The sequence below is a fragment of the Bradyrhizobium sp. USDA 4486 genome (assembly GCF_054057995.1).
Window position 1 is genome coordinate 6,586,946 of sequence record NZ_JBSRZV010000001.1, and the last position, 20,268, is coordinate 6,607,213.

19 protein-coding genes are annotated in these 20,268 nt (G+C 65.0%); 10 read left to right on the top strand and 9 right to left on the bottom strand.

Going from position 1 to position 20,268, the window contains the following annotated elements; translation table 11 throughout:
* Window positions 1–58: 58 nt before the first annotated feature.
* The 5 genes from ACVWY3_RS31100 to ccmA form a co-directional block, all read right to left on the bottom strand.
* Window positions 59–640 (bottom strand): DsbE family thiol:disulfide interchange protein, encoded by a 582-nt coding sequence (locus tag ACVWY3_RS31100; protein ID WP_456841877.1) that lies wholly within the window; start codon window positions 638–640, stop codon window positions 59–61.
* Entirely contained in the window at window positions 637–816 is a 180-nt protein-coding gene (gene ccmD / locus ACVWY3_RS31105) for a heme exporter protein CcmD (RefSeq protein ID WP_456841878.1), read from the bottom strand. The genes ACVWY3_RS31100 and ccmD overlap by 4 nt, the downstream gene beginning before the upstream one ends.
* Window positions 817–819: 3 nt before the next feature.
* A complete protein-coding gene (locus tag ACVWY3_RS31110; RefSeq protein WP_456843500.1) occupies window positions 820–1,551 on the bottom strand; it encodes a heme ABC transporter permease in 732 nt (243 codons plus the stop codon).
* A gap of 92 nt (window positions 1,552–1,643) precedes the next feature.
* On the bottom strand, window positions 1,644–2,312 hold the full coding sequence (gene ccmB / locus ACVWY3_RS31115; RefSeq protein WP_456841879.1) for a heme exporter protein CcmB: 669 nt from the start codon (window positions 2,310–2,312) through the stop codon (window positions 1,644–1,646).
* Between the two features lie 232 nt (window positions 2,313–2,544).
* Window positions 2,545–3,147: a heme ABC exporter ATP-binding protein CcmA gene (ccmA, locus tag ACVWY3_RS31120; protein WP_456843501.1), complete on the bottom strand. Its 603-nt coding sequence runs from the start codon at window positions 3,145–3,147 to the stop codon at window positions 2,545–2,547.
* A gap of 240 nt (window positions 3,148–3,387) precedes the next feature.
* Here ccmA and acnA point away from each other — a divergent pair, with 240 nt between their 5' ends.
* The 3 genes from acnA to ACVWY3_RS31135 all read left to right on the top strand — a co-directional run bounded on the left by acnA (window position 3,388) and on the right by ACVWY3_RS31135 (window position 8,075).
* On the top strand, window positions 3,388–6,108 hold the full coding sequence (gene acnA, locus ACVWY3_RS31125; RefSeq protein ID WP_456841880.1) for an aconitate hydratase AcnA: 2,721 nt from the start codon (window positions 3,388–3,390) through the stop codon (window positions 6,106–6,108).
* 218 nt (window positions 6,109–6,326) lie between these two features.
* Window positions 6,327–7,103, top strand: a complete 777-nt coding sequence (locus ACVWY3_RS31130) for a DUF1223 domain-containing protein (RefSeq protein ID WP_456841881.1) — start codon at window positions 6,327–6,329, stop codon at window positions 7,101–7,103.
* 600 nt (window positions 7,104–7,703) lie between these two features.
* Entirely contained in the window at window positions 7,704–8,075 is a 372-nt protein-coding gene (locus ACVWY3_RS31135; protein ID WP_456841882.1) for a DUF2794 domain-containing protein, read from the top strand.
* A gap of 100 nt (window positions 8,076–8,175) precedes the next feature.
* Here the strand turns inward: ACVWY3_RS31135 and ACVWY3_RS31140 are convergent, their stop codons facing one another.
* From ACVWY3_RS31140 to ACVWY3_RS31155, 4 genes are all read right to left on the bottom strand, one after another.
* Window positions 8,176–8,706 carry an N-acetyltransferase family protein gene (locus tag ACVWY3_RS31140; protein WP_456841883.1) on the bottom strand — a complete coding sequence of 177 codons (531 nt, stop codon included), beginning with the start codon at window positions 8,704–8,706 and terminating at the stop codon, window positions 8,176–8,178.
* Between the two features lie 289 nt (window positions 8,707–8,995).
* The gene (locus tag ACVWY3_RS31145) at window positions 8,996–9,787 is read right to left on the bottom strand and encodes a Bax inhibitor-1/YccA family protein (RefSeq protein ID WP_456841884.1); all 792 of its coding nucleotides are present in this window, start codon (window positions 9,785–9,787) and stop codon (window positions 8,996–8,998) included.
* A gap of 271 nt (window positions 9,788–10,058) precedes the next feature.
* The gene (locus ACVWY3_RS31150) at window positions 10,059–12,629 is read right to left on the bottom strand and encodes an ABC transporter permease (protein WP_456841885.1); all 2,571 of its coding nucleotides are present in this window, start codon (window positions 12,627–12,629) and stop codon (window positions 10,059–10,061) included.
* Window positions 12,626–13,348 (bottom strand): ABC transporter ATP-binding protein, encoded by a 723-nt coding sequence (locus ACVWY3_RS31155; RefSeq protein ID WP_456841886.1) that lies wholly within the window; start codon window positions 13,346–13,348, stop codon window positions 12,626–12,628. The genes ACVWY3_RS31150 and ACVWY3_RS31155 overlap by 4 nt, the downstream gene beginning before the upstream one ends.
* Before the next feature lie 55 nt (window positions 13,349–13,403).
* On the opposite strand from ACVWY3_RS31155, the gene ACVWY3_RS31160 reads away from it, so the two are divergent.
* The 7 genes from ACVWY3_RS31160 (at window position 13,404) to sucD (ending at window position 20,156) form a co-directional block, all read left to right on the top strand.
* Window positions 13,404–14,039: an arylesterase gene (locus tag ACVWY3_RS31160; protein WP_456843502.1), complete on the top strand. Its 636-nt coding sequence runs from the start codon at window positions 13,404–13,406 to the stop codon at window positions 14,037–14,039.
* 174 nt (window positions 14,040–14,213) lie between these two features.
* Complete coding sequence (thpR, locus tag ACVWY3_RS31165) at window positions 14,214–14,750, top strand: RNA 2',3'-cyclic phosphodiesterase (protein ID WP_456841887.1); 537 nt, start codon at window positions 14,214–14,216, stop codon at window positions 14,748–14,750.
* Window positions 14,751–14,928: 178 nt separating this feature from the next.
* The gene (gene zapE, locus ACVWY3_RS31170) at window positions 14,929–16,113 is read left to right on the top strand and encodes a cell division protein ZapE (RefSeq protein WP_456841888.1); all 1,185 of its coding nucleotides are present in this window, start codon (window positions 14,929–14,931) and stop codon (window positions 16,111–16,113) included.
* Window positions 16,114–16,364: 251 nt separating this feature from the next.
* On the top strand, window positions 16,365–17,333 hold the full coding sequence (mdh, locus tag ACVWY3_RS31175; RefSeq protein ID WP_456841889.1) for a malate dehydrogenase: 969 nt from the start codon (window positions 16,365–16,367) through the stop codon (window positions 17,331–17,333).
* 222 nt (window positions 17,334–17,555) lie between these two features.
* The gene (sucC, locus tag ACVWY3_RS31180; RefSeq protein ID WP_456841890.1) at window positions 17,556–18,752 is read left to right on the top strand and encodes an ADP-forming succinate--CoA ligase subunit beta; all 1,197 of its coding nucleotides are present in this window, start codon (window positions 17,556–17,558) and stop codon (window positions 18,750–18,752) included.
* A 4-nt stretch (window positions 18,753–18,756) separates the two neighbouring features.
* Window positions 18,757–19,236, top strand: a complete 480-nt coding sequence (locus tag ACVWY3_RS31185) for a DUF1579 domain-containing protein (protein WP_456841891.1) — start codon at window positions 18,757–18,759, stop codon at window positions 19,234–19,236.
* 35 nt (window positions 19,237–19,271) lie between these two features.
* Window positions 19,272–20,156: a succinate--CoA ligase subunit alpha gene (gene sucD / locus ACVWY3_RS31190; protein WP_456841892.1), complete on the top strand. Its 885-nt coding sequence runs from the start codon at window positions 19,272–19,274 to the stop codon at window positions 20,154–20,156.
* The last annotated feature ends 112 nt before the right edge of the window (window positions 20,157–20,268 follow it).

Sequence of the window (20,268 nt, forward strand, 5' to 3'; positions counted from 1 at the left end):
AACCCGGAATCTCGAGATTCCGGGTTCGGCTCTGCGAGCCGCCCCGGAATGACGGTGACTATTTCAACGCCTTCTCCATCTGCGGCAGCAGCACCGTCCGCAGATTGTCCGGCGTGATCGGCCCCACCAGCTTGTAGACGATCGTGCCCTCGCGGCCGATGACGAAGGTCTCCGGCACACCGTAGACGCCCCATTCGATCGAGGCACGACCGGTGGCGTCGACGCCGACGCGGCCGAACGGGTTGCCGTAGCGGCCGAGGAAGCGGCGGGCGTTGTCGGCGCTGTCCTTGTAGTTGATGCCGACGAGCTCGAAGCGCTTGTCCTTGGCGAGCTCAGTCAGCAGCGGCGCCTCGTCGTGGCAGGGCACGCACCAGGACGCCCAGACATTGACGAGGCTGACCTTGCCTTTGAAGGCGGTGGGGTCGAGCCCCGGCACCTGCGCATTGCCGGCCTGCAATCCCTCGAGCGGCGGCAGCGTGGTCTGCGGCGCGGGCCGCCCGATCAGTGCCGAAGGAATCCGCGAGGGATCGCCACTGCCGAGCCGGAACCAGAACAACAGCGCCAGAGCGATGAAGGCGAGCAGCGGCAGCACCATCAGGAAGGTGCGGCGCTGCGGTGCGGAGGTCGATTGATCGCTCATGGTGTGTCTACAGCACTTCGGCCCGAACGACGCGAGACGCCGCTGCGGTCAAGCTCGCGCAAGCGCTGAGTCTGATTGCGATAGTCGATGATGACCCAGCCGATCAGGATCGCGACCACGAGAGCGGCTGCCGCATAGGACGTCACGATGAAAGACGCGTAGGGACCAAGCGACATCGCTTATGCAGCTTTCTGACTTGCCTGCATCATCTGCAGCGAGCGGACACGGCGACGCAAAATCTCGTTGCGCATGGCGGCCAGATGCAGCGTGACGAACAGCAGCGTGAACGCGATCGCCATCACCAGCAGCGGAATCAGGAACGATTTGTCCAGTGTGGAGCCGCCCATGCGCATCACCGAGGCCGGCTGGTGCAGCGTGTTCCACCAGTCGACGGAGAACTTGATGATCGGCAGATTGATTGCGCCGACCAGGGTCAGCACCGCTGCGGCACGCGCCGCGCGCGAGGGATCGTCGACCGCGCGCCACAGCGCCATCAGGCCGAGATACATCAGGAACAGGATCAGCACCGAGGTCAGCCGCGCGTCCCATTCCCAATAGGTGCCCCACATCGGTCGGCCCCACAGCGAGCCCGTCAGCAGCGCAAGGAAGGTGAAGCTGGCGCCGATGGGCGCTGCCGCCTTCGCGGCGACGTCGGCGAGCGGATGCCGCCACACCAGCGTGCCCAGCGATGCAATGCTCATCACGCCCCACACGAACATCGACAGCCAGGCATTGGGCACGTGGATGAACATGATCTTGACAGTCGCGCCCTGCTGATAGTCGTCGGGTGCGAGCGCGGACTGGTAGAGGCCGATCGCGAGCAGGATCACGGTTGCACCCGCAAGCCACGGCAACACCCGCGCCGTCAGCGCGAGGAACCGTGTCGGATTGGCGAGATCGATCAGCGTCATGGTCTTCTGATTAGTCACAGGTCAGCGCTCACGCAATCAGCATAAAAGCGCGCGGCGAAAGTTGATCGGGGTCAAGGCCGGCCGCGCCATGGTCAGTCGAGTCCATGTCGCAGGCTCGCCGCTGCCGCGAACGGTCCGATCACGAAGCTCACCAGCGACAGCGCGCACAGGATCGAGAACGGCGCGCCGAACGTCATGGGGCCGACGATCGCCGCCTGCGAGGCCGCCACGCCGAAAATCAGCACTGGGATAGACAGCGGCAGCACCAGCACCGCCATCAGGAGCCCGCCCCGGTGCAGCGTCACCGCCAGTGCCGCGCCGATCATGCCGGTGAAGGTCAGCGCCGGGGTGCCCGCCAGCAGCGTCAGCGCCACCGCAGCGGTGGCGACCATGTCGAGATTGAGCAACAGGCCCAGCACGGGGGTTGCGACAATCAGCGGCAGGCCGGCCGCCAGCCAATGCGCCAGCGCCTTGGCCGCGCAGGCGAGTTCCAGCGGGGTCCGGCTCATCGTGATCAGGTCGAGCGAGCCGTCCTCGTGGTCGGCCATGAACAGCCGGTCGAGCGTCAAAAGGCTCGCCAGCAGCGCACCGAGCCACAGGATCGCAGGCCCGAGCCGCGACAGCAGCGCCAGATCCGGTCCGACCGCGAACGGCATCAGGACGACGACGGTCAGGAAGAACAGCACGCCAATCAGCGCCCCGCCGCCGACGCGGAGCGCGATTCGGATGTCCCGGCGGATCAGGGCGGACAAGGCGGTCATCGGGGGGCCCCATCGTGCCCTGAGGACGGTGCGCTCCCTCCCCCGCTTGCGGGGGAGGGCCGGGGAGAGGGTGTCTCCGCTCGCGAGAACCCCCTAGCGGAGAGAACCCTCACCCGCGCCTTCGGCGCGGCCTCTCCCGCAAGCGGGAGAGGCGAGGGAGCCCGCGGCGACGGCTGCGCCCTGATTGCGAGAGCCCAGCCCGGCCGCTCGAAAAGCTGAGGGTGCTCGGACGTCATGCGCGCCCCCCGATCCGCAGCTCCCGCGATTCGATCCCCAGCGGCGCATGGGTCGCCGCGATGATGATCCCGCCACGCCCCAGATGCCCCCGCATCAGCGCGCCGAACATCTCCTGGCCGGCGACATCCAGCGCATTGGTCGGCTCGTCCAGCAGCCAGATCGGCCGTCGCACCGTCAGCAGCCGGGCCAGCGACAGCCGGCGGCGCTGACCGGCGGAGAGGAACGCGGCGGGCAGATGGCTGGCATGGTCGAGGCCGACGATGGCGAGGCTCTCAGCCGCGTCGCCGCGCTCGCCGCCCAGGAAATCGGCCCAGAATGACACATTCTCAGCCACGCTCAGCGCCGGCTTCAGCGCGTCGCGATGGCCGAGATAGTGGCACTGCTCGGGCAGCGTCATGTCGGCGTCGGCCCCGTCCAGTACGATCGTGCCCCCGGCCGGAACGAGCAGGCCGGCGATCAGCCGCAGCAGCGAGGTCTTGCCCGAGCCGTTGCGGCCGACCACCGCCACGGCCTCGCCGGAAACGGCCTCGAAATCGAGCCCGGCAAACACCTCCCGGCCGCCGCGCACGCAGGTGACCCCTCGCCCCGACAACTGCATCTTGCCTGGTATCAACCCGTCCAATGCCGGGCCTCAGGAAAACTTGGGGTAGCGCATCAGAATTTTTGGCTCGCGACTTGCTGGGTTCGATTGTGGCTGTGGCGGCGCGGTTAGAAAGCTTCTATAAGCCCGGAACTACTTGATGCAGCAACTCAACCTGCCCCTGCAAGCGACCCAGCCTGCTACGCTGACGGTGTTAAAATACCCTGCCGGGTATAACTAACAATTGGGATTTCCTACATGACCTCGCTCGACAGCTTCAAATGCAAAAAGACCCTCAAGGTCGGCGCCAAGACCTATGTCTATTACAGCCTGCCCACGGCCGAGAAGAATGGTCTGAAGGGAATTTCGAAACTTCCCTATTCGATGAAGGTCCTGCTCGAGAACCTCCTGCGCAACGAGGACGGCCGCTCGGTCAAGAAGGAAGACATCGTCGCGGTGTCGAAGTGGCTGCGCAAGAAGTCGCTGGAGCATGAGATCGCCTTCCGCCCGGCCCGCGTGCTGATGCAGGATTTCACCGGCGTTCCGGCCGTGGTCGACCTGGCTGCCATGCGCAACGCGATGCAGAAGCTCGGCGGCGATGCCGAGAAGATCAACCCCTTGGTCCCCGTCGATCTCGTCATCGACCACTCCGTGATCGTGAACTTCTTCGGCGACAACAAGGCTTTCGCCAAGAACGTCACGGAAGAGTACAAGCAGAACCAGGAGCGCTACGAGTTCCTGAAGTGGGGCCAGAAGGCATTCTCGAACTTCTCCGTCGTGCCGCCCGGCACCGGCATCTGCCACCAGGTCAATCTCGAATATCTCTCCCAGACGGTCTGGACCAAGAAGGAGAAGATGACGGTCGGCAAGAAGACCGGCACCTTCGAGGTCGCATATCCTGACTCGCTGGTCGGCACCGACTCCCACACCACCATGGTCAACGGTCTCGCCGTGCTCGGCTGGGGCGTCGGCGGCATCGAGGCGGAAGCCTGCATGCTCGGCCAGCCGCTGTCGATGCTGCTGCCCAACGTCGTCGGCTTCAAGCTGAAGGGCGCGATGAAGGAAGGCGTCACCGCGACCGACCTCGTGCTGACCGTGACGCAGATGCTGCGCAAGCTCGGCGTGGTCGGCAAATTCGTCGAATTCTTCGGCCCGGGCCTCGACAATCTCTCCGTCGCCGACAAGGCGACCATCGCCAACATGGCGCCCGAATACGGCGCGACCTGCGGCTTCTTCCCGGTCGACGCCGCCGCGATCGACTATCTCAAGACCTCCGGCCGCGCACCCGCGCGCGTGGCGCTGGTGCAGGCCTATGCCAAGGCGCAGGGCCTGTTCCGCACTGCCAAGTCGGCCGATCCGGTGTTCACGGAAACGCTGACGCTCGACCTCGCCGACGTCGTGCCGTCGATGGCCGGTCCGAAGCGTCCCGAAGGCCGCATCGCGCTGCCCTCGGTCGCCGAAGGTTTCTCGCTCGCGCTCGGCACCGAGTACAAGAAGGCCGAGGAGCCCAAGAAGCGCTTCGCCGTCGAAGGCAAGAACTACGAGATCGGCCATGGCGACGTCGTCATCGCCGCCATCACCTCCTGCACCAACACCTCGAATCCGAGCGTCTTGATCGGCGCGGGCCTGCTGGCGCGCAACGCCGCTGCGAAGGGCCTCAAGGCCAAGCCGTGGGTGAAGACCTCGCTCGCCCCGGGCAGCCAGGTGGTCGCCGGCTATCTCGCCGATTCGGGTCTGCAGAAGGATCTCGACAAGGTCGGCTTCAATCTGGTCGGCTTCGGCTGCACCACCTGCATCGGCAATTCCGGTCCGCTGCCGGAGGAGATCTCGAAGTCGATCAACGAGAACGGCATCGTCGCCGCGGCCGTGCTCTCCGGTAACCGCAACTTTGAAGGCCGCGTCTCGCCGGACGTGCAGGCGAACTATCTCGCCTCGCCGCCGCTGGTGGTCGCGCATGCGCTCGCCGGCAGCGTCACCAAGAACCTCGCCGTCGAGCCGCTCGGCGAAGGCAAGGACGGCAAGCCGGTGTACCTCAAGGACATCTGGCCGACGACGAAGGAGATCAACGCCTTCATGAAGAAGTTCGTGACCTCGTCGATCTTCAAGAAGAAGTATGCCGACGTGTTCAAGGGCGACGCCAACTGGCGCAAGATCAAGACGGTCGAGAGCGAGACCTATCGCTGGAACATGTCGTCGACCTATGTGCAGAACCCGCCCTATTTCGAAGGCATGAAGAAGGAGCCGGAGCCGATCACCGACATCGTCGAGGCACGCATCCTCGCCATGTTCGGCGACAAGATCACCACCGACCACATCTCGCCGGCCGGTTCGATCAAGCTCACCTCGCCCGCGGGCAAATATCTCAGCGAGCACCAGGTGCGCCCGGCCGACTTCAACCAGTACGGCACGCGCCGCGGCAACCATGAAGTGATGATGCGCGGCACCTTCGCCAACATCCGTATCAAGAACTTCATGCTGAAGGGTGCGGACGGGAATATTCCGGAAGGCGGCCTGACAAAACACTGGCCCGACGGCGAGCAGATGTCGATCTACGACGCCGCGATGAAGTACCAGCAGGAGCAGGTGCCGCTCGTCGTGTTCGCCGGCGCCGAATACGGCAACGGCTCCTCGCGCGACTGGGCTGCGAAGGGCACGCGTCTGCTTGGGGTACGCGCCGTGATCTGCCAGAGCTTCGAGCGCATCCATCGCTCCAATCTGGTCGGCATGGGCGTTCTGCCGCTGACCTTCGAGGAAGGCACCTCATGGCAGTCGCTCGGCCTGAAGGGCGACGAGAAGGTCACGCTGCGTGGCCTCGTCGGCGACCTCAAGCCGCGCCAGAAGCTGACCGCGGAGATCGTCTCCGGTGACGGTTCGTTGCAGCGCGTTTCGCTGCTCTGCCGCATCGATACGCTGGACGAGCTCGACTACTACCGGAACGGCGGCATCCTGCACTACGTGCTGCGCAAGCTCGCGGCGTAAGCGCGGATTTGTGAACGATGGCTCACTGCGAAGTGAGTAGAAGGTTAAGCGAAGGCGGCCTATCACAAGGCCGCCTTCGCGCGTTTGCGGCATGCTTCGGATGGGCTCGCCCGGCGGAAATTCCGCCCTGGACGATTGAACATGCCGCACCCCGTAAGATTACGGTGACCATCAGGCGATAAGCTTCCCCCAACGACTGACGATGTGTGACGTTCGACATGACGACAATGACGGCTTCTAATCTGGTTTCGCGCTGGTCCGGTGCACTCTGGTCGGGAGCGCTCAGCATCTGCGCCATCGTCGCCATCATCCGTCCCGCCCACGCCGATCCGCGCGCCGTTGTCGAATTGTTTACCTCGCAGGGCTGCTCGTCCTGCCCGCCCGCCGACAAGATCATCGGCGATCTCTCCAGCGATCCCTCGATCATCGCCCTGAGCATGCCGATCGATTATTGGGACTATCTCGGCTGGAAGGACACGTTGGCGGATTCGCGTTTCTCGGCGCGGCAGCGCGCCTATTCACGCATGCGCGGCGACCGCGAGGTCTACACGCCGCAGGTCGTCGTGAATGGCTCGGCGCATGTCATCGGCAGCGATCGTGCCGGCATCGAGAATGCGATCGGCAAGACCGACAAGAGCAGCGGCGTGATGAGCGTGCCGGTGACGATGTCGCTCTCGGGCAAGCAGATCAACGTGTCGGTGGCCGCGAGCAAGGAGCCGGCGGTCTCGCGTGGCGAGGTCTGGATCTGCTCGGTCGCCAAATCGGTGCCGATCTCGATCAGCCGCGGCGAAAATCGCGGACAGCAGATCACCTACCACAACGTGGTGCGCAATTTGCTCAAGGTCGGCGACTGGACCGGCAGTTCGGAAAGCTGGACCGTGCCGCTCGAGAACCTCGCGCGGGACGGCGTCGACGGCGCGGTGGTCTATGTCCAGGACGGCAGCCGCGACAAGCCCGGTCCGATGCTGGGCGCGGCGTACACGTCGCTGCATTGATTCGCTCTCGCGTCGTGCTCTGCTCTCAACCCTCATGGTGAGGGGGCGCGTCAGGGCCGTCTCGAACCATGCTGGCCCCGCTGATGCAGCTCGGCCTTTCATCCTTGGAGACGCCGCTTCGCGGCTCCTCAGGTGAGGAGAGAGTATCTTCGCGCGGATGTTTCGAGAGAATTCGTCGCGCCAGAAACAATCCGACACAAACAAAAAAGGACCAACTTGCGTTGGCCCTCCTTGTCGCGCGTACAGACCCGATCCTGTTCGACCCCGGGGGGCTGGGGGCTGAGGAATCCGGAACCGAAAGGACCGGGCCAACGCACACGAATCTTTTCGCAGTGCAGGGCGGCGGGCGCTGGGCGGAAAAGCGGCGACAGTATGATTCCTGCTAACGATCCCGTGACGGTTTGCCGCGACAGAGTTCCACTTTTGCGTGTGGGATTGTTCGCACCCGATCGGATCGGTTGAGCCCCGACGTCCTTTCCGAGTTCCTGCAACGGCCCTTGCGGCGAGGACCGGTTGGCGCAATCATGCGATTGTCATGATCCGCGGTTCCGGGGACGGTTTCGCGGGCACGATGGTGCTGTGCGATGAGGAGGCGCTCCCATGAACCTGACGTCGGAGGATGCCGATCCGAGCGAGCAGCGCGCGGCGGCGCGGCCCGCCGCGGCGAACGCGCAGCCGAGCCGGGTGACGTTCAACCGGCTCGAACTGCATCGTATTCTCAATCTCTACGGCCGCATGGTCGCTGACGGCGAGTGGCGCGACTATGCCATCGACTTCCTGAAGGACCGCGCCGTGTTCTCGGTCTATCGCCGCGCCTCGGAAGTGCCGATCTACCGCATCGAGAAGGACCCGCGCCTCGCGCGCAAGCAGGGCATGTACAGCGTGATCTCGGCCACCGGCCTGATCCTGCGCCGCGGCCACGAGCTCGAGCGCGTGCTGCTGGTGATCGATCGCAAGCTGGCGGTGGTCTAACCGCGCGACCGGTGCCGTAGGGTGCAAAGCGCCGTGCCCACGTTCTTTCTCTATCGCCGCGCCTGGTGGGCACGCTATCGCTTTGCCCACCCTACGAGACCTACTTCCCCGGCACCGTCTTCGCGCCCTCGCCGAGGTCGCGTTGCATCATCACCGTATCCAGCCAGCGGCCGAATTTCAGCCCGACATTGGGATGGGTGCCGATCATCTTGAAGCCGCCCCTGGTGTGCACGCCGATCGAGCCCGCATTGGCGGAATCGCCGATCACCGCGATCATCTGGCGGAAGCCGCGCGCCTCGCATTCGGTGATCAGCCGGTCCAGCAGCAGCGAGCCGATGCCGCGGCGATGGAAGCTCGGATCGAGATAGATCGAGTTCTCGACCGTGAAGCGATAGGCCGGGCGTGGCCGATAGGCGCCGGCATAGGCATAGCCGGCAATGCGGCCGTCGAGCACGGCGACGAGATAGGGATAGCCGCCGTCGATCAGCGCGCGGTAACGGCGCGTCATCTCGGCAAGGTCGGGCGGATCCAGCTCGAACGTCGCGGTGCCCTCGCGGACAGCCTGCTGGTAGATGGCGGTGATGGCGGGAAGGTCGGCCTCAGTGGTGGGCCTGATATCGGGTGCGGACATGGCCGCAGACTCTAGAGGCTTCGCCCGGTTGCTGGAAGAGGTTCCGCCGCTTCTTCACCCGGTCATTGCTCCACTTGCTCCGCCGCCATTCCCCGCGAAGGCGGGGGAATCCAGTGCGCCGCGGCCTCTCGGTCAATCACGACTGCATCCGGAAGACTGGATCGCCCGCCCCAGTGCGCAATTGCGCACAAGGCGGGCGATGACGCCGCGTATGTGGCTGCTACCGGCCCAAAAACAAAAGCCCCGGCCTTTCGGCCGGGGCTCGTGCCCGTTCTCTCGGGTCTGGCGCTTAGTCGCGCTGGCCGAGGAGCTGCAGCAGCAGCGTGAACAGGTTGATGAAGTTCAGGTACAGGGACAGTGCGCCGGTGATGGCCGCGCGCTCCGCGATGTCACCGCCGGCCGAAGCGTAGCCGTAGATGTAGTCGTTCTTCAGCCGCTGGGTATCCCAGGCAGTGAGGCCCGCGAACACCAGCACGCCGACCACCGACACGATGAACTGCAGCATCGAGCTCGCCAGGAACAGGTTCACCAGGCTCGCGATGATGATGCCGATCAGGCCCATGAACAGGAACGAGCCCATGCCGGTCAGGTCACGACGCGTGGTGTAGCCATAGAGGCTCAGTGCACCGAAGGTCGCCGCGGTGATGAAGAACACCCGCACGATCGAGGTGTGGGTGAACACCAGGAAGATCGACGACAGCGAGATGCCCATCAGCGCCGAGAACACCCAGAACAGGATCTGGGCGGTCGAGGGAGCGAGACGGTTGATGCCTGCCGAGATCACGAACACCATCGCGAGCGGCGCGAGCATGAACAGCCACTTCAGGGGGCTGACGAACATCGCGTAGCCGAACGGCGTCAGGAACAGCTTGCCGACGCGGACGGCGTCCGCGGTCGGGACGTCCGTCACGGCAGCCATATAGACACCGAGCGCGGCCAGGCCGGTGATGGCAAGGCCAATGCTCATGTAATTGTAGATGCGCAGCATGTAGGCGCGCAGGCCGGCGTCGACCGTCGCGGCGTCAACACGCCCGGCGGCCCTGCCGAAAGGAGAAGCGTAGTTACGGTCTAGGTCCGACATGGTCGAATTCCCGTTGGTTGGCCGGTCCGGCATGAGGGTCGCCATGCCGCCGGTTCGTCAAGTTCTATCCGGATACCGTTGTCTGCCGACATTAAATTTGGCTAACAATCGGGGGCTCCGAACCCATTCGATATGTGGGAAACTAACACATCCGCTGCAACCGTCCACGCGCGGCTGAATGTCGCCCTCGGGCACAATCCTGGCGAGCGGACGTGGTTAATCGCAGGAATCGTGCGAATCCGCTCCCGCGCGGCAATCCCGCTACATTTTGTCACAAATTCCGCAACACCGTAGCGGGCTTTTTGTTCAACGCCAGCAGCGTGCCGGCAAGGCCGAGCCCGACGGTAACGACCAGCGCGGCCGCGACCACGCCGGCCGCGCTGCCGGCCTGCCAGACGAAGCTCAGGGTCATCAGCCGCGTCACGATCATCCAGGCGGCGATGCTGCCGGCGATCACGCCGAACACCGCAGTGGCGAGCCCGATCAGGAGGTATTCGAGCGCATAGGCGCCGAGCAGCCGCAGCCGGGTGGCGCCCAGCGTCTTCAGGATCACCGCATCGTAGACCCGGTGGCGGTGGCCGGCGGCGAGCGCCCCGCCCAGCACCAGGATCGCCGAGATCAGCGTCACGGCGCTGGCGCCGCGGATCGCCAGCGCCAGGTTGGTCACGACCGAGCCGACCGTCTCCATCACCTCGCGCACGCGCACGCTGGTCACCATCGGATAGGCATCCGCAACCTGCCTGATGATCTTGCCGTCGCCGGTCGCATCGCCGCCGGTCTCGGTCAGCGTTGCGATATGGGTGTGCGGCGCGCCCTTGAACGCGTTCGGCGAGAACACCAGCACGAAATTGATGCCCATGCCCTGCCAGTCGATGGTGCGCAGATTGCCGATCCTGGCCGGAATGTCGCGGCCGAGCACGTTGACCACGATCTCGTCGCCGAGCTTGAGGTCGAGCCCGTCGGCGATCTTCTTCTCCATCGAGACCAGCAGCGGGCCGGAATAGTCGGGGCTCCACCATTCACCCTCGACCACCTTGGAGCCCTTCGGCAGCTCGGCGGTATAGGTCAGGCCGCGGTCGCTTTGCAGGACCCACTCCGAATCCGTGGTGGGCTTGAGGTCCTCGGCGCGCACGCCGCGCGCGGCGACGATGCGGCCGCGGAGCATCGGTACGTCCTCGACCTTCGCGCCGGGCGCGATCTGCCGCAGATAATCGTCGAACTGATCTGCCTGCGTGCTCGGGATGTCGATGAAGAAGAACGAGGGCGCGCGATCCGGGAGCGCTGCCAGGAACTGGCGGCGCAGATTGCCGTCGATCTGGGTGATGGTGACGAGCACGGCGAGCCCAAGGCCGAGCGACAGCACGACCGAGGGCGTCAGCGCGCCGGGCCGGTGGATGTTGGCGATCGCCAGCCGCAGCATCGGCAGCCGCGTCCGCGGCAGGTGCCGTGCGATCGCCATCAGCAGCGCAGCGATGCCGCGCAGCAGGGCGAACACGACCACTGAGGAGGCGACGAACACCGCGGCGATGCGCTTGTCGAACGAAAGCCCGATCACGACCGCAACGAGCAGCGCGATCACGACGCCCATGAACACGAGATAGCTCGCGCGTGGCCGGTGCCATTCGGAACTGATGGTGTCGCGGAACAGCGCGGCCACCGGCACGTCGTGGACGCGTCCGAGCGGCCACAGGCCGAAGGCGAGCGCGGTGAGCAGGCCGTAGACGAAGGACAGCGCGAGCTCGTCGGCATGCACCGCCGGCACCACGGGCAACGGCAGCAATTTTCCGAACAGGCCGACGATCGCAAACGGGATTGCGGCGCCGAGCGCAAGGCCCATCACCGAGCCGATCGCGGCGAGCAGGAGCACCTGCGCCAGGTAAATGCCGAAGACATCGCGGCCGGTGGCGCCGACCGCCTTGAAGGCCGCGATCACTTCCAGCTTGCGGTCGATATGGCTCTTCACGGCATTGGCGACGCCGACGCCGCCGACCAGCAGCGCGGCAAGGCCGACCAGCGTCAGGAACTGCGTGAAGCGGTTGATGTTGCGCTCGAGCTGCGGTGAGGCGTTGGAGCGGCTGCGGATCTCCCAGCCGGCCTGCGGCGCCGTGTTGCGCGCGTCGTTGATGAAGGCCTCGGTGGCCTGCTCGGTATTGGCGCCATCGGGGAGTTTCACCCGGTAAACCCAGCGCACCAGGCTGCCGGGCTGGATCAGGCCGGTGGCGCGCAGCCCCGCCTCGCTGATCAGGAAGCGCGGGCCAAAGCCGATGCCGCCGGCGAGCTTGTCGGGCTCCGCTTCGACGGTCGAGCGGATCTGGAAAGTCGCCGAGCCAATGCTGACGCGGTCGCCGGTCTTGAGAGACAGTCGCGCCAGCAGCGTCGGATCGGCCGCCGCGCCGAACGCACCGTCGCGCTTGGCGAGCAGATCGGACAGCGGCATCGGCGGGGACAGCGTCAGCTGTCCGAGCATCGGATAGGTGCCGTCGACCGCCTTCATCTCGACCAGCGCGAGCTTGCCCTCGGCCGAGCGCGCCATGCCGCGCAATGTCGCGGCGGTCGAGACGGTGCCGCGCGAGCGCAGGAAGGCGACCTCTTCGGGCTTGGCCTCGCGCTGGAACAGCACGAAGGAGACGTCGCCGCCGAGCAGCGTGCGGCCCTCGCGGGCGAGGCCATCGGAGAGGCTCGCCGACACCGAGCCGACGCCGGCGATGGCCATCACGCCGAGTGCGATGCAGGCAATGAAGACGTAGAAGCCGCGCAGACCCCCGCGCAATTCGCGCAATGCGTAGCGCAGCGACAGCGCGATGGCGCTGGGCTTCGCGAACGGTTCGGCCACAGCGCTCATGCCGGCGCGGTCTGCGTGTCGATGCGCCCGGAGCGCAGGCGGATCACGCGGTCGCAGCGATGCGCCAGCGAAGAATCGTGCGTGACCAGCACCAGCGTCATGCCGCGCTCGGCATGCTTGCTGAACAGGAGATCGACGATCTGCTTTCCGGTGGCCTCATCGAGATTGCCGGTCGGCTCGTCGGCGACGAGGATGGCGGGATCGGGCGCCAGCGCGCGGGCGAGGGCGACGCGCTGCTGCTCGCCGCCGGACAGCTGCGTCGGATAGTGATGCAGGCGATCACCGAGCCCGACCGATTGCAGCTCCTGCGCCGCGCGCTTGGCCGCATCCGGATCGCCGGCAAGCTCGAGCGGCACGGCAACGTTCTCCAGCGCCGTCATGGTCGGGATCAGATGGAAAGATTGGAACACGATGCCGACCTGTCGGCCGCGGAAGCGGGCCAGCGCGTCCTCATCGAGGGCATTGAAAGCCGTGCCGTTCACGACCACCTCTCCACTATCAGGACGCTCCAGCCCCGCCATCACCATCAGCAGCGTGGATTTGCCCGAGCCTGACGGGCCGATCAGGCCGATCGTCTCGCTACGGCCGACCCGCAGGCTGATATCCTTGAGAATGTGAACGCGTGCAGCGCCCGTGCCCAATGAGAGATTGACGTTGGAGATGGCGATGGTGTCCGACGAGGTGTCGGCGAGCGAAGAGGGATCGATGCGAGTGTCCATGGCCCGGTCATATGGCAAGTCCGCACGCACGGTCGAGAGGCGTTACGGATTCTTCATGCACATAGCCGTGTTGATGCTCGCTTTGATGACGATGGCAAAGCCAGCCTGGGCCGAGGTGACCAAGCCGGTCAAGCTTGTTGTCCTCGGCGATTCCTTGAGCGCCGGCCTCGGCCTCCCGGGCCAGGAGGCGTTCCCCATCAAGCTGCAAAAAGCCTTGCAGGCCAAGGGCATAGCCGTCGACATGACCAATGCGGGAGTGTCCGGCGACACCTCCTCCGGCGGCCGCGACCGGCTCGACTGGTCGGTGCCCGATGGAACCGATGGCGTGATCGTCGAGCTCGGCGCCAACGACGCGCTGCGCGGCATCGATCCTGACTTGACGCGCAAAGCGCTGACAGACATCGTCGCGCGGCTGAAGGCGCGCAAGATCGCGGTGATGCTGTGCGGCATGCTGGCGCCGCCGAATTACGGTGCCGAATATGCTGCGCGCTTCAATTCGATTTATCCGGATCTGGCGAAGACGTTCGACGTGCCGCTCTATCCGTTCTTCCTCGACGGCGTCGCGGCCGACGCCAAGCTCAACCAGGCCGACGGCATTCATCCGACCGCGGCCGGCGTCGACATCATCGTCGGCAAGATCATGCCCACCGTGGAGGCATTCATTGGCACGATCCACGAGCAGCGGCGTTGAAAAGCAGGCAGCGCTAACCCTAATTCCCAGGGTTTTGCCGGGGTGAGGCGCGGTGAGCTTCGCAGAGTCACACAACTGCGATAGGAATCAGGGTACCGGTGATTCGTCGCCGGCTCTAATTTGGATATGGTCCTTGCCTTGAGGGCCGTACCCAAGCATCGGGAGTGCTGAACGATGCCGCGTTTGTTCACTGGTCTGGAAATTCCGGCCGAGATCGGCCAGTCGCTTTCCAACTTACGGGGTGGCCTTCCCGGCGCCCGGTGGATCGATCCCGAAAATTATCACGTCACCTTGCGCTTCATCGGCGATATCGACGGCGCCTCCGCCAACGAGATCGCCTCGATGCTGTTTCGCGTCGACCGGAAACCGTTCGAGGTGAAGGTGCAGGGCCTGACGAGCTTTGGCGGTCGCAAGCCAAGGGCAGTCGTTGCGACGATTGCGCCGAGCAAGCCGCTGATGGAATTGCAGGCCGAGCTCGAACGCATGATGCAGCGGATCGGTCTCGATCCCGAGGGCCGCAAGTTCATCCCGCACGTCACGCTCGCACGGCTGCACGACGCCACCGACCGCGACGTCGCCGACTATCTCTCGATCCGTGGCTACTTCCCGAGCAAGGCCTTCATGGCCGAACGCTTCGTGCTGTTCTCCTCGCGCGCATCGACCGGCGGCGGGCCGTATGTGGTCGAGGACGCCTACGAGCTGTGCGCGTAGTGCCGCTCTCGTGCCCGGCCGTAGAGCCGGGGCCCAGCGCTCCGCGATGAACGAAATGGTGGGTCCCGGCTCTGCGCAGCAGCGCAGGAGCGCTGCAGCGCGTCCGGGACACGAAAGCGCATACCTCTGACCTCAATTCACGGCTTGCAATTTCCGCCCATCTCTGGCGGAAAGAGCCATGCTCTCCACCCCAAACTCCTCATTCCGCGAGGCATACCAGGCCGAGATTGCGTCAGGCGCGATCGAGCCCGATGCCGCGCAGGCCGAGGTCGCCGAGGCCTATGCCGCGCTCGACCTGCGGCTTGCGAGCTACAAGCCGCAGCGCAAGCAGGGCCTGCTCAGCCGCCTGTTCAGCAGCGACAAGGACGAGGCGCCGCGTGGGCTCTACATCCATGGCGAGGTCGGCCGCGGCAAGACCATGCTGATGGATCTGTTCTTTCAGCACTCGACCGTCGAGCACAAGCGCCGCGCGCATTTCCACGAGTTCATGGCCGAAGCGCATGAGCGCATCTACGACTATCGCCAGAGCATCGCGCGCGGCGAGATCGCGGATGGCGACGTCATCGCGCTGACCGCGACGGCGATCTTCGAGGAGAGCTGGCTGCTCTGCTTCGACGAATTCCACGTCACCGACATTGCCGATGCGATGATCCTCGGACGCTTGTTCGCAAAGCTGTTCGAGCTCGGCACCGTGGTGGTCGCGACCTCCAACGTCGCGCCTGACGATCTCTACAAGAGCGGCCTCAACCGGTCGCTGTTCCTGCCCTTCATCAAGCAGATCACCGACCACATGGACGTGGCGCGGCTCGACGCGCGCACCGACTTCCGCCTGGAGAAGCTCCAGGGCGTGCCGATGTGGCTGACGCCGGCGGATGGCGATGCGGATGCCGCGCTCGACCGCGCCTGGTCGAAAATGACCGGCAACGCCAAATGCAAGTCGCGCGACATCTCGATCAAGGGCCGCACCCTGCACGTGCCGTGCTCGGCCCATGGCGTCGCGCGCTTCTCGTTCGCCGATCTCTGCGAGAAGCCGCTCGGGGCATCCGATTATCTCAGGCTCGCGCACGACTATCACACCATCCTGGTCGACCATATTCCAGTGATGGACTTCTCCCAGCGCAACGCCGCCAAGCGCTTCATCACGCTGATCGACACGCTCTATGACAATGCCGTGAAGCTGATGGCCTCGGCCGACGCCAACCCGATCTCGCTCTATCTCGGCACCGAGGGCAACGAGGCCATGGAGTTCAAGCGGACCGCCTCGCGCCTGATCGAGATGAGTTCGGAATCCTATCTGGCGCTGGCCCACGGCCGCAAGGATTCCACCGCCAGCGGCTCCACCAAGGGATTGGTGGAGACTTAAGTCCTATCTTCGCCCCTTCCGTGATTCCGGGGCGCGCGTCAGCGCGAACCCGGACTCTCGCGCGACTATCTCGAGATTCCGGGTTCGCCCGCGCAATGGCGCGGACGCCCCGGAATGACGGGCTAGGGTTTGCTGGTCGGAATCGCGCCAAGCCCGACAAATGGGCATCCAGCGACTTGAACGGGGGAGACGAAAGGGATAACCACCCGTCTCAGTTTTCCCCTCCTTACGTGTCTAAAGGACAGGTTCACATGGCGCGCGACAAGATTGCTTTGATTGGCTCCGGTCAGATCGGCGGAACGCTGGCTCATCTCATCGGCCTGAAAGAACTGGGCGACGTGGTGATGTTCGACATCGCCGAAGGCGTGCCGCAGGGCAAGGCGCTCGACATCGCGCAGTCCTCGCCGGTTGACGGCTTCGACGCCCACTACACCGGCGCCAATTCCTACGAAGCACTGGACAACGCCAAGGTCTGCATCGTCACCGCCGGTGTGCCGCGCAAGCCCGGCATGAGCCGCGACGACCTCCTCTCCATCAACCTCAAGGTCATGGAGCAGGTCGGTGCCGGCATCAAGAAGTACGCCCCCGACGCCTTCGTCATCTGCATCACCAACCCGCTCGACGCGATGGTCTGGGCGCTGCAGAAGGCCTCGGGCCTGCCGCACAAGAAGGTTGTCGGCATGGCCGGCGTGCTCGATTCTGCGCGCTTCCGCTACTTCCTCGCCGACGAGTTCAACGTGTCGGTCGAGGACGTCACCGCCTTCGTGCTCGGCGGCCACGGCGACACCATGGTGCCGCTGGTGAAGTACTCCACCGTCGCCGGCATCCCGCTGCCCGACCTCGTCAAGATGGGCTGGACCTCGCAGGCACGTCTCGACGAGATCGTCGACCGCACCCGCAATGGCGGTGCCGAGATCGTCAACCTGCTCAAGACCGGTTCGGCCTTCTACGCCCCGGCAGCGTCCGCGATCGCGATGGCCGAGAGCTATCTGCGCGACAAGAAGCGCGTGCTGCCCTGCGCCGCCTATCTCAACGGCGAGTACAGCGTGAAGGACATGTATGTCGGCGTGCCCGTCGTGATCGGCGCCAAGGGCGTCGAGCGCGTGGTCGAGATCGACCTCGCCGGCAAGGACCGCGAGGCGTTCGACAAGTCTGTGGGCGCCGTGCAGGGCCTCGTCGACGCCTGCAAGAAGATCGCACCCGATCTTCTCGGCCGCTAAGGCGCAAACAATCCCGCCGAAGACCGAAACCCGGTCTTCGGCGGTTTCACTTCCGGGGCCCGGCTGCAAGTCTTGTTGAAGGCCTGGCGGGTACCGGCTCAGCAGTCCAAAGATCTCGACGTCAAAGAATCCGGGTTGCAGTTCCTGTGGTATATGGTATGCCAGCCACAAGACTGAGGTGGGCCCAAGAGGTCACCGCCCGCGGGTTCAGGGAGCGACCATATGAATATCCATGAATATCAGGCCAAAGCGCTGCTGAACGAGTTCGGCGTGCCGATCTCCAAGGGCGTGCCGGTCCTCAAGGCCGCCGACGCCGAAGCTGCGGCCAAGGCGCTGCCCGGTCCGGTCTGGGTGGTGAAGAGCCAGATCCATGCCGGCGGCCGCGGCAAGGGCAAGTTCAAGGAAGCCTCGGCCGGCGACAAAGGCGGCGTTCGCATCGCCAAATCGGCCGCCGAAGTTTCGGAGTTCGCCAAGCAGATGCTGGGCGCAACGCTCGTGACCGTGCAGACCGGCCCCGCCGGCAAGCAGGTCAACCGCCTCTACATCGAGGACGGCTCCGACATCGACAAGGAGTTCTACCTCTCGATCCTGGTCGACCGCGAGACCTCGCGCGTCTCCTTCGTCGTCTCGACCGAAGGCGGCGTCAACATCGAGGACGTCGCGCACAACACCCCTGAGAAGATCGTGACCTTCTCGGTCGATCCCGCGACCGGCATCATGGGTCATCACGGCCGCACGGTTGCGAACGCGTTGAAGCTCTCCGGTGACCTCGCCAAGCAGGCGGAAAAGCTCACCGCGCAGCTCTACGCGGCCTTCGTCGCCAAGGACATGTCGATGCTGGAGATCAACCCGCTGGTCGTGACCAAGCAGGGCCAGCTCCGCGTGCTCGACGCCAAGGTGTCGTTCGACGACAACGCGCTGTTCCGTCACCCTGACGTGCTCGCACTGCGCGACGAGACCGAGGAAGACGCCAAGGAGATCGAGGCCTCGAAGTACGACCTCAATTACGTAGCGCTCGATGGCAATATCGGCTGCATGGTCAACGGCGCCGGTCTCGCTATGGCGACGATGGACATCATCAAGCTCTACGGCATGTCGCCGGCGAACTTCCTCGACGTCGGCGGCAGCGCCAGCAAGGAGAAGGTCGCGGCCGCGTTCAAGATCATCACCGCCGATCCCAACGTGAAGGGCATCCTGGTCAACATCTTCGGCGGCATCATGAAATGCGACGTGATCGCCGAAGGCGTCACGGCTGCGGTTCGTGAAGTCGGCCTCGGCGTCCCGCTGGTGGTTCGCCTCGAAGGCACCAATGTCGAACTCGGCAAGAAGATCATCCGTGAATCCGGTCTCAACGTGGTGCCGGCCGACAATCTCGACGACGCCGCGCAGAAGATCGTGAAGGCCGTCAAGGGAGGCTAAGGCCATGGCCCAGGACCATCTCGCCGCATCATCTCCGCTTGCAGAGCACGCGCGTCTCGCCGCGTTCGCCGGCGAATGGGATGGCGAAGAGACGGTCTTCCCGTCGCGCTGGACCGAAGGCGGCCGGGCCACCTCGCGCACCGTCGCGCGCATGGATCTCAACGGGTTCTACCTGATCCAGGACTCGGTGCAGATGCGTGACGGCAAGCAGGTCTTCGCGACCCACGGCATCTTCACCTACGATCGTGACGACCGGACCTACAAATTGTTCTGGTACGACTCGCTCGGCTACACGCCGCCGTCGCCCGCTTCCGGCGGGTGGGTCGGCAAGACCCTGACGCTGGTGCGCGGCTCGCTCCGCGGCAATGCACGCCACGTCTACGAGATCATCGACGACAATTCCTACTCGTTGAAGATCCAGTTCTCGCCGGATGCGGAAGGCTGGGCCGACGTGCTCACCGGCGTCTATCGCCGCATCCACTGACCCTCTCACTCGTTAGTTTCGCGAAAGCAGACCTCATGTCCATCCTGATCGACAAGAACACCAAGGTCATCTGCCAGGGCTTCACCGGCAAGAACGGCACCTTCCATTCCGAGGCTGCGATGGCCTATGGCACCAAGATGGTCGGCGGCACCTCGCCGGGCAAAGGTGGCTCGACGCATCTGGGCCTGCCGGTGTTCGACACCGTGCGCGAGGCGCGCGAGAAGACCGGCGCCGATGCGTCGGTGATCTACGTGCCGCCGCCGGGGGCCGCGGATGCGATCTGCGAAGCCATCGATGCCGAGATCCCGCTGATCGTCTGCATCACCGAGGGCATTCCGGTTATCGACATGGTGCGCGTGAAGCGCTCGCTGGCCGGCTCCAAGTCGCGCCTGATCGGGCCGAACTGCCCGGGCGTCATGACGGCCGGCGAGTGCAAGATCGGCATCATGCCCGCCAACATCTTCAAGACCGGCTCGGTCGGCATTGTCTCCCGCTCGGGCACGCTGACTTACGAAGCCGTGTTCCAGACCTCCCAGGAAGGCCTCGGCCAGACCACCGCGGTCGGCATCGGCGGCGACCCGGTCAAGGGCACCGAGTTCATCGACGTGCTCGAAATGCTCCTCGCCGACCCCAAGACCGAATCGATCATCATGATCGGCGAGATCGGCGGTTCCGCCGAGGAGGACGCCGCCCAGTTCCTCAAGGACGAGGCCAAGCGCGGCCGCAAGAAGCCGATGGTCGGCTTCATCGCCGGCGTCACCGCACCTCCCGGCCGCCGCATGGGCCATGCCGGCGCGATTATCTCGGGCGGCAAGGGCGATGCTGGTTCCAAGACCGAGGCGATGAAATCGGCCGGAATTACCGTCTCTCCGTCGCCCGCGCGCCTCGGCCATACGCTTGCCGAAAAATTGAAGGCTTAATTCAGTTCTTCGTGCTTTTCCCGGCGAAGTTTCGCAGCAAATAGGGTAAAGGGTGCCTGTCGCGTCGAGCCCTGTCGGGGGAGCTCGGCGCCAGCGCCCTTTGTTATGCGCG

Bases quoted from the DNA above. Each gene is read 5' to 3' on its own strand.
- ACVWY3_RS31100 (WP_456841877.1), bottom strand. From the start codon at position 640: ATGAGCGATCAATCGACCTCCGCACCGCAGCGCCGCACCTTCCTGATG.
- ccmD (WP_456841878.1), bottom strand. From the start codon at position 816: ATGTCGCTTGGTCCCTACGCGTCTTTCATCGTGACGTCCTATGCGGCA.
- ACVWY3_RS31110 (WP_456843500.1), bottom strand. From the start codon at position 1,551: ATGACGCTGATCGATCTCGCCAATCCGACACGGTTCCTCGCGCTGACG.
- ccmB (WP_456841879.1), bottom strand. From the start codon at position 2,312: ATGACCGCCTTGTCCGCCCTGATCCGCCGGGACATCCGAATCGCGCTC.
- ccmA (WP_456843501.1), bottom strand. From the start codon at position 3,147: ATGCAGTTGTCGGGGCGAGGGGTCACCTGCGTGCGCGGCGGCCGGGAG.
- acnA (WP_456841880.1), top strand. From the start codon at position 3,388: ATGACCTCGCTCGACAGCTTCAAATGCAAAAAGACCCTCAAGGTCGGC.
- ACVWY3_RS31130 (WP_456841881.1), top strand. From the start codon at position 6,327: ATGACGACAATGACGGCTTCTAATCTGGTTTCGCGCTGGTCCGGTGCA.
- ACVWY3_RS31135 (WP_456841882.1), top strand. From the start codon at position 7,704: ATGAACCTGACGTCGGAGGATGCCGATCCGAGCGAGCAGCGCGCGGCG.
- ACVWY3_RS31140 (WP_456841883.1), bottom strand. From the start codon at position 8,706: ATGTCCGCACCCGATATCAGGCCCACCACTGAGGCCGACCTTCCCGCC.
- ACVWY3_RS31145 (WP_456841884.1), bottom strand. From the start codon at position 9,787: ATGTCGGACCTAGACCGTAACTACGCTTCTCCTTTCGGCAGGGCCGCC.
- ACVWY3_RS31150 (WP_456841885.1), bottom strand. From the start codon at position 12,629: ATGAGCGCTGTGGCCGAACCGTTCGCGAAGCCCAGCGCCATCGCGCTG.
- ACVWY3_RS31155 (WP_456841886.1), bottom strand. From the start codon at position 13,348: ATGGACACTCGCATCGATCCCTCTTCGCTCGCCGACACCTCGTCGGAC.
- ACVWY3_RS31160 (WP_456843502.1), top strand. From the start codon at position 13,404: ATGCACATAGCCGTGTTGATGCTCGCTTTGATGACGATGGCAAAGCCA.
- thpR (WP_456841887.1), top strand. From the start codon at position 14,214: ATGCCGCGTTTGTTCACTGGTCTGGAAATTCCGGCCGAGATCGGCCAG.
- zapE (WP_456841888.1), top strand. From the start codon at position 14,929: ATGCTCTCCACCCCAAACTCCTCATTCCGCGAGGCATACCAGGCCGAG.
- mdh (WP_456841889.1), top strand. From the start codon at position 16,365: ATGGCGCGCGACAAGATTGCTTTGATTGGCTCCGGTCAGATCGGCGGA.
- sucC (WP_456841890.1), top strand. From the start codon at position 17,556: ATGAATATCCATGAATATCAGGCCAAAGCGCTGCTGAACGAGTTCGGC.
- ACVWY3_RS31185 (WP_456841891.1), top strand. From the start codon at position 18,757: ATGGCCCAGGACCATCTCGCCGCATCATCTCCGCTTGCAGAGCACGCG.
- sucD (WP_456841892.1), top strand. From the start codon at position 19,272: ATGTCCATCCTGATCGACAAGAACACCAAGGTCATCTGCCAGGGCTTC.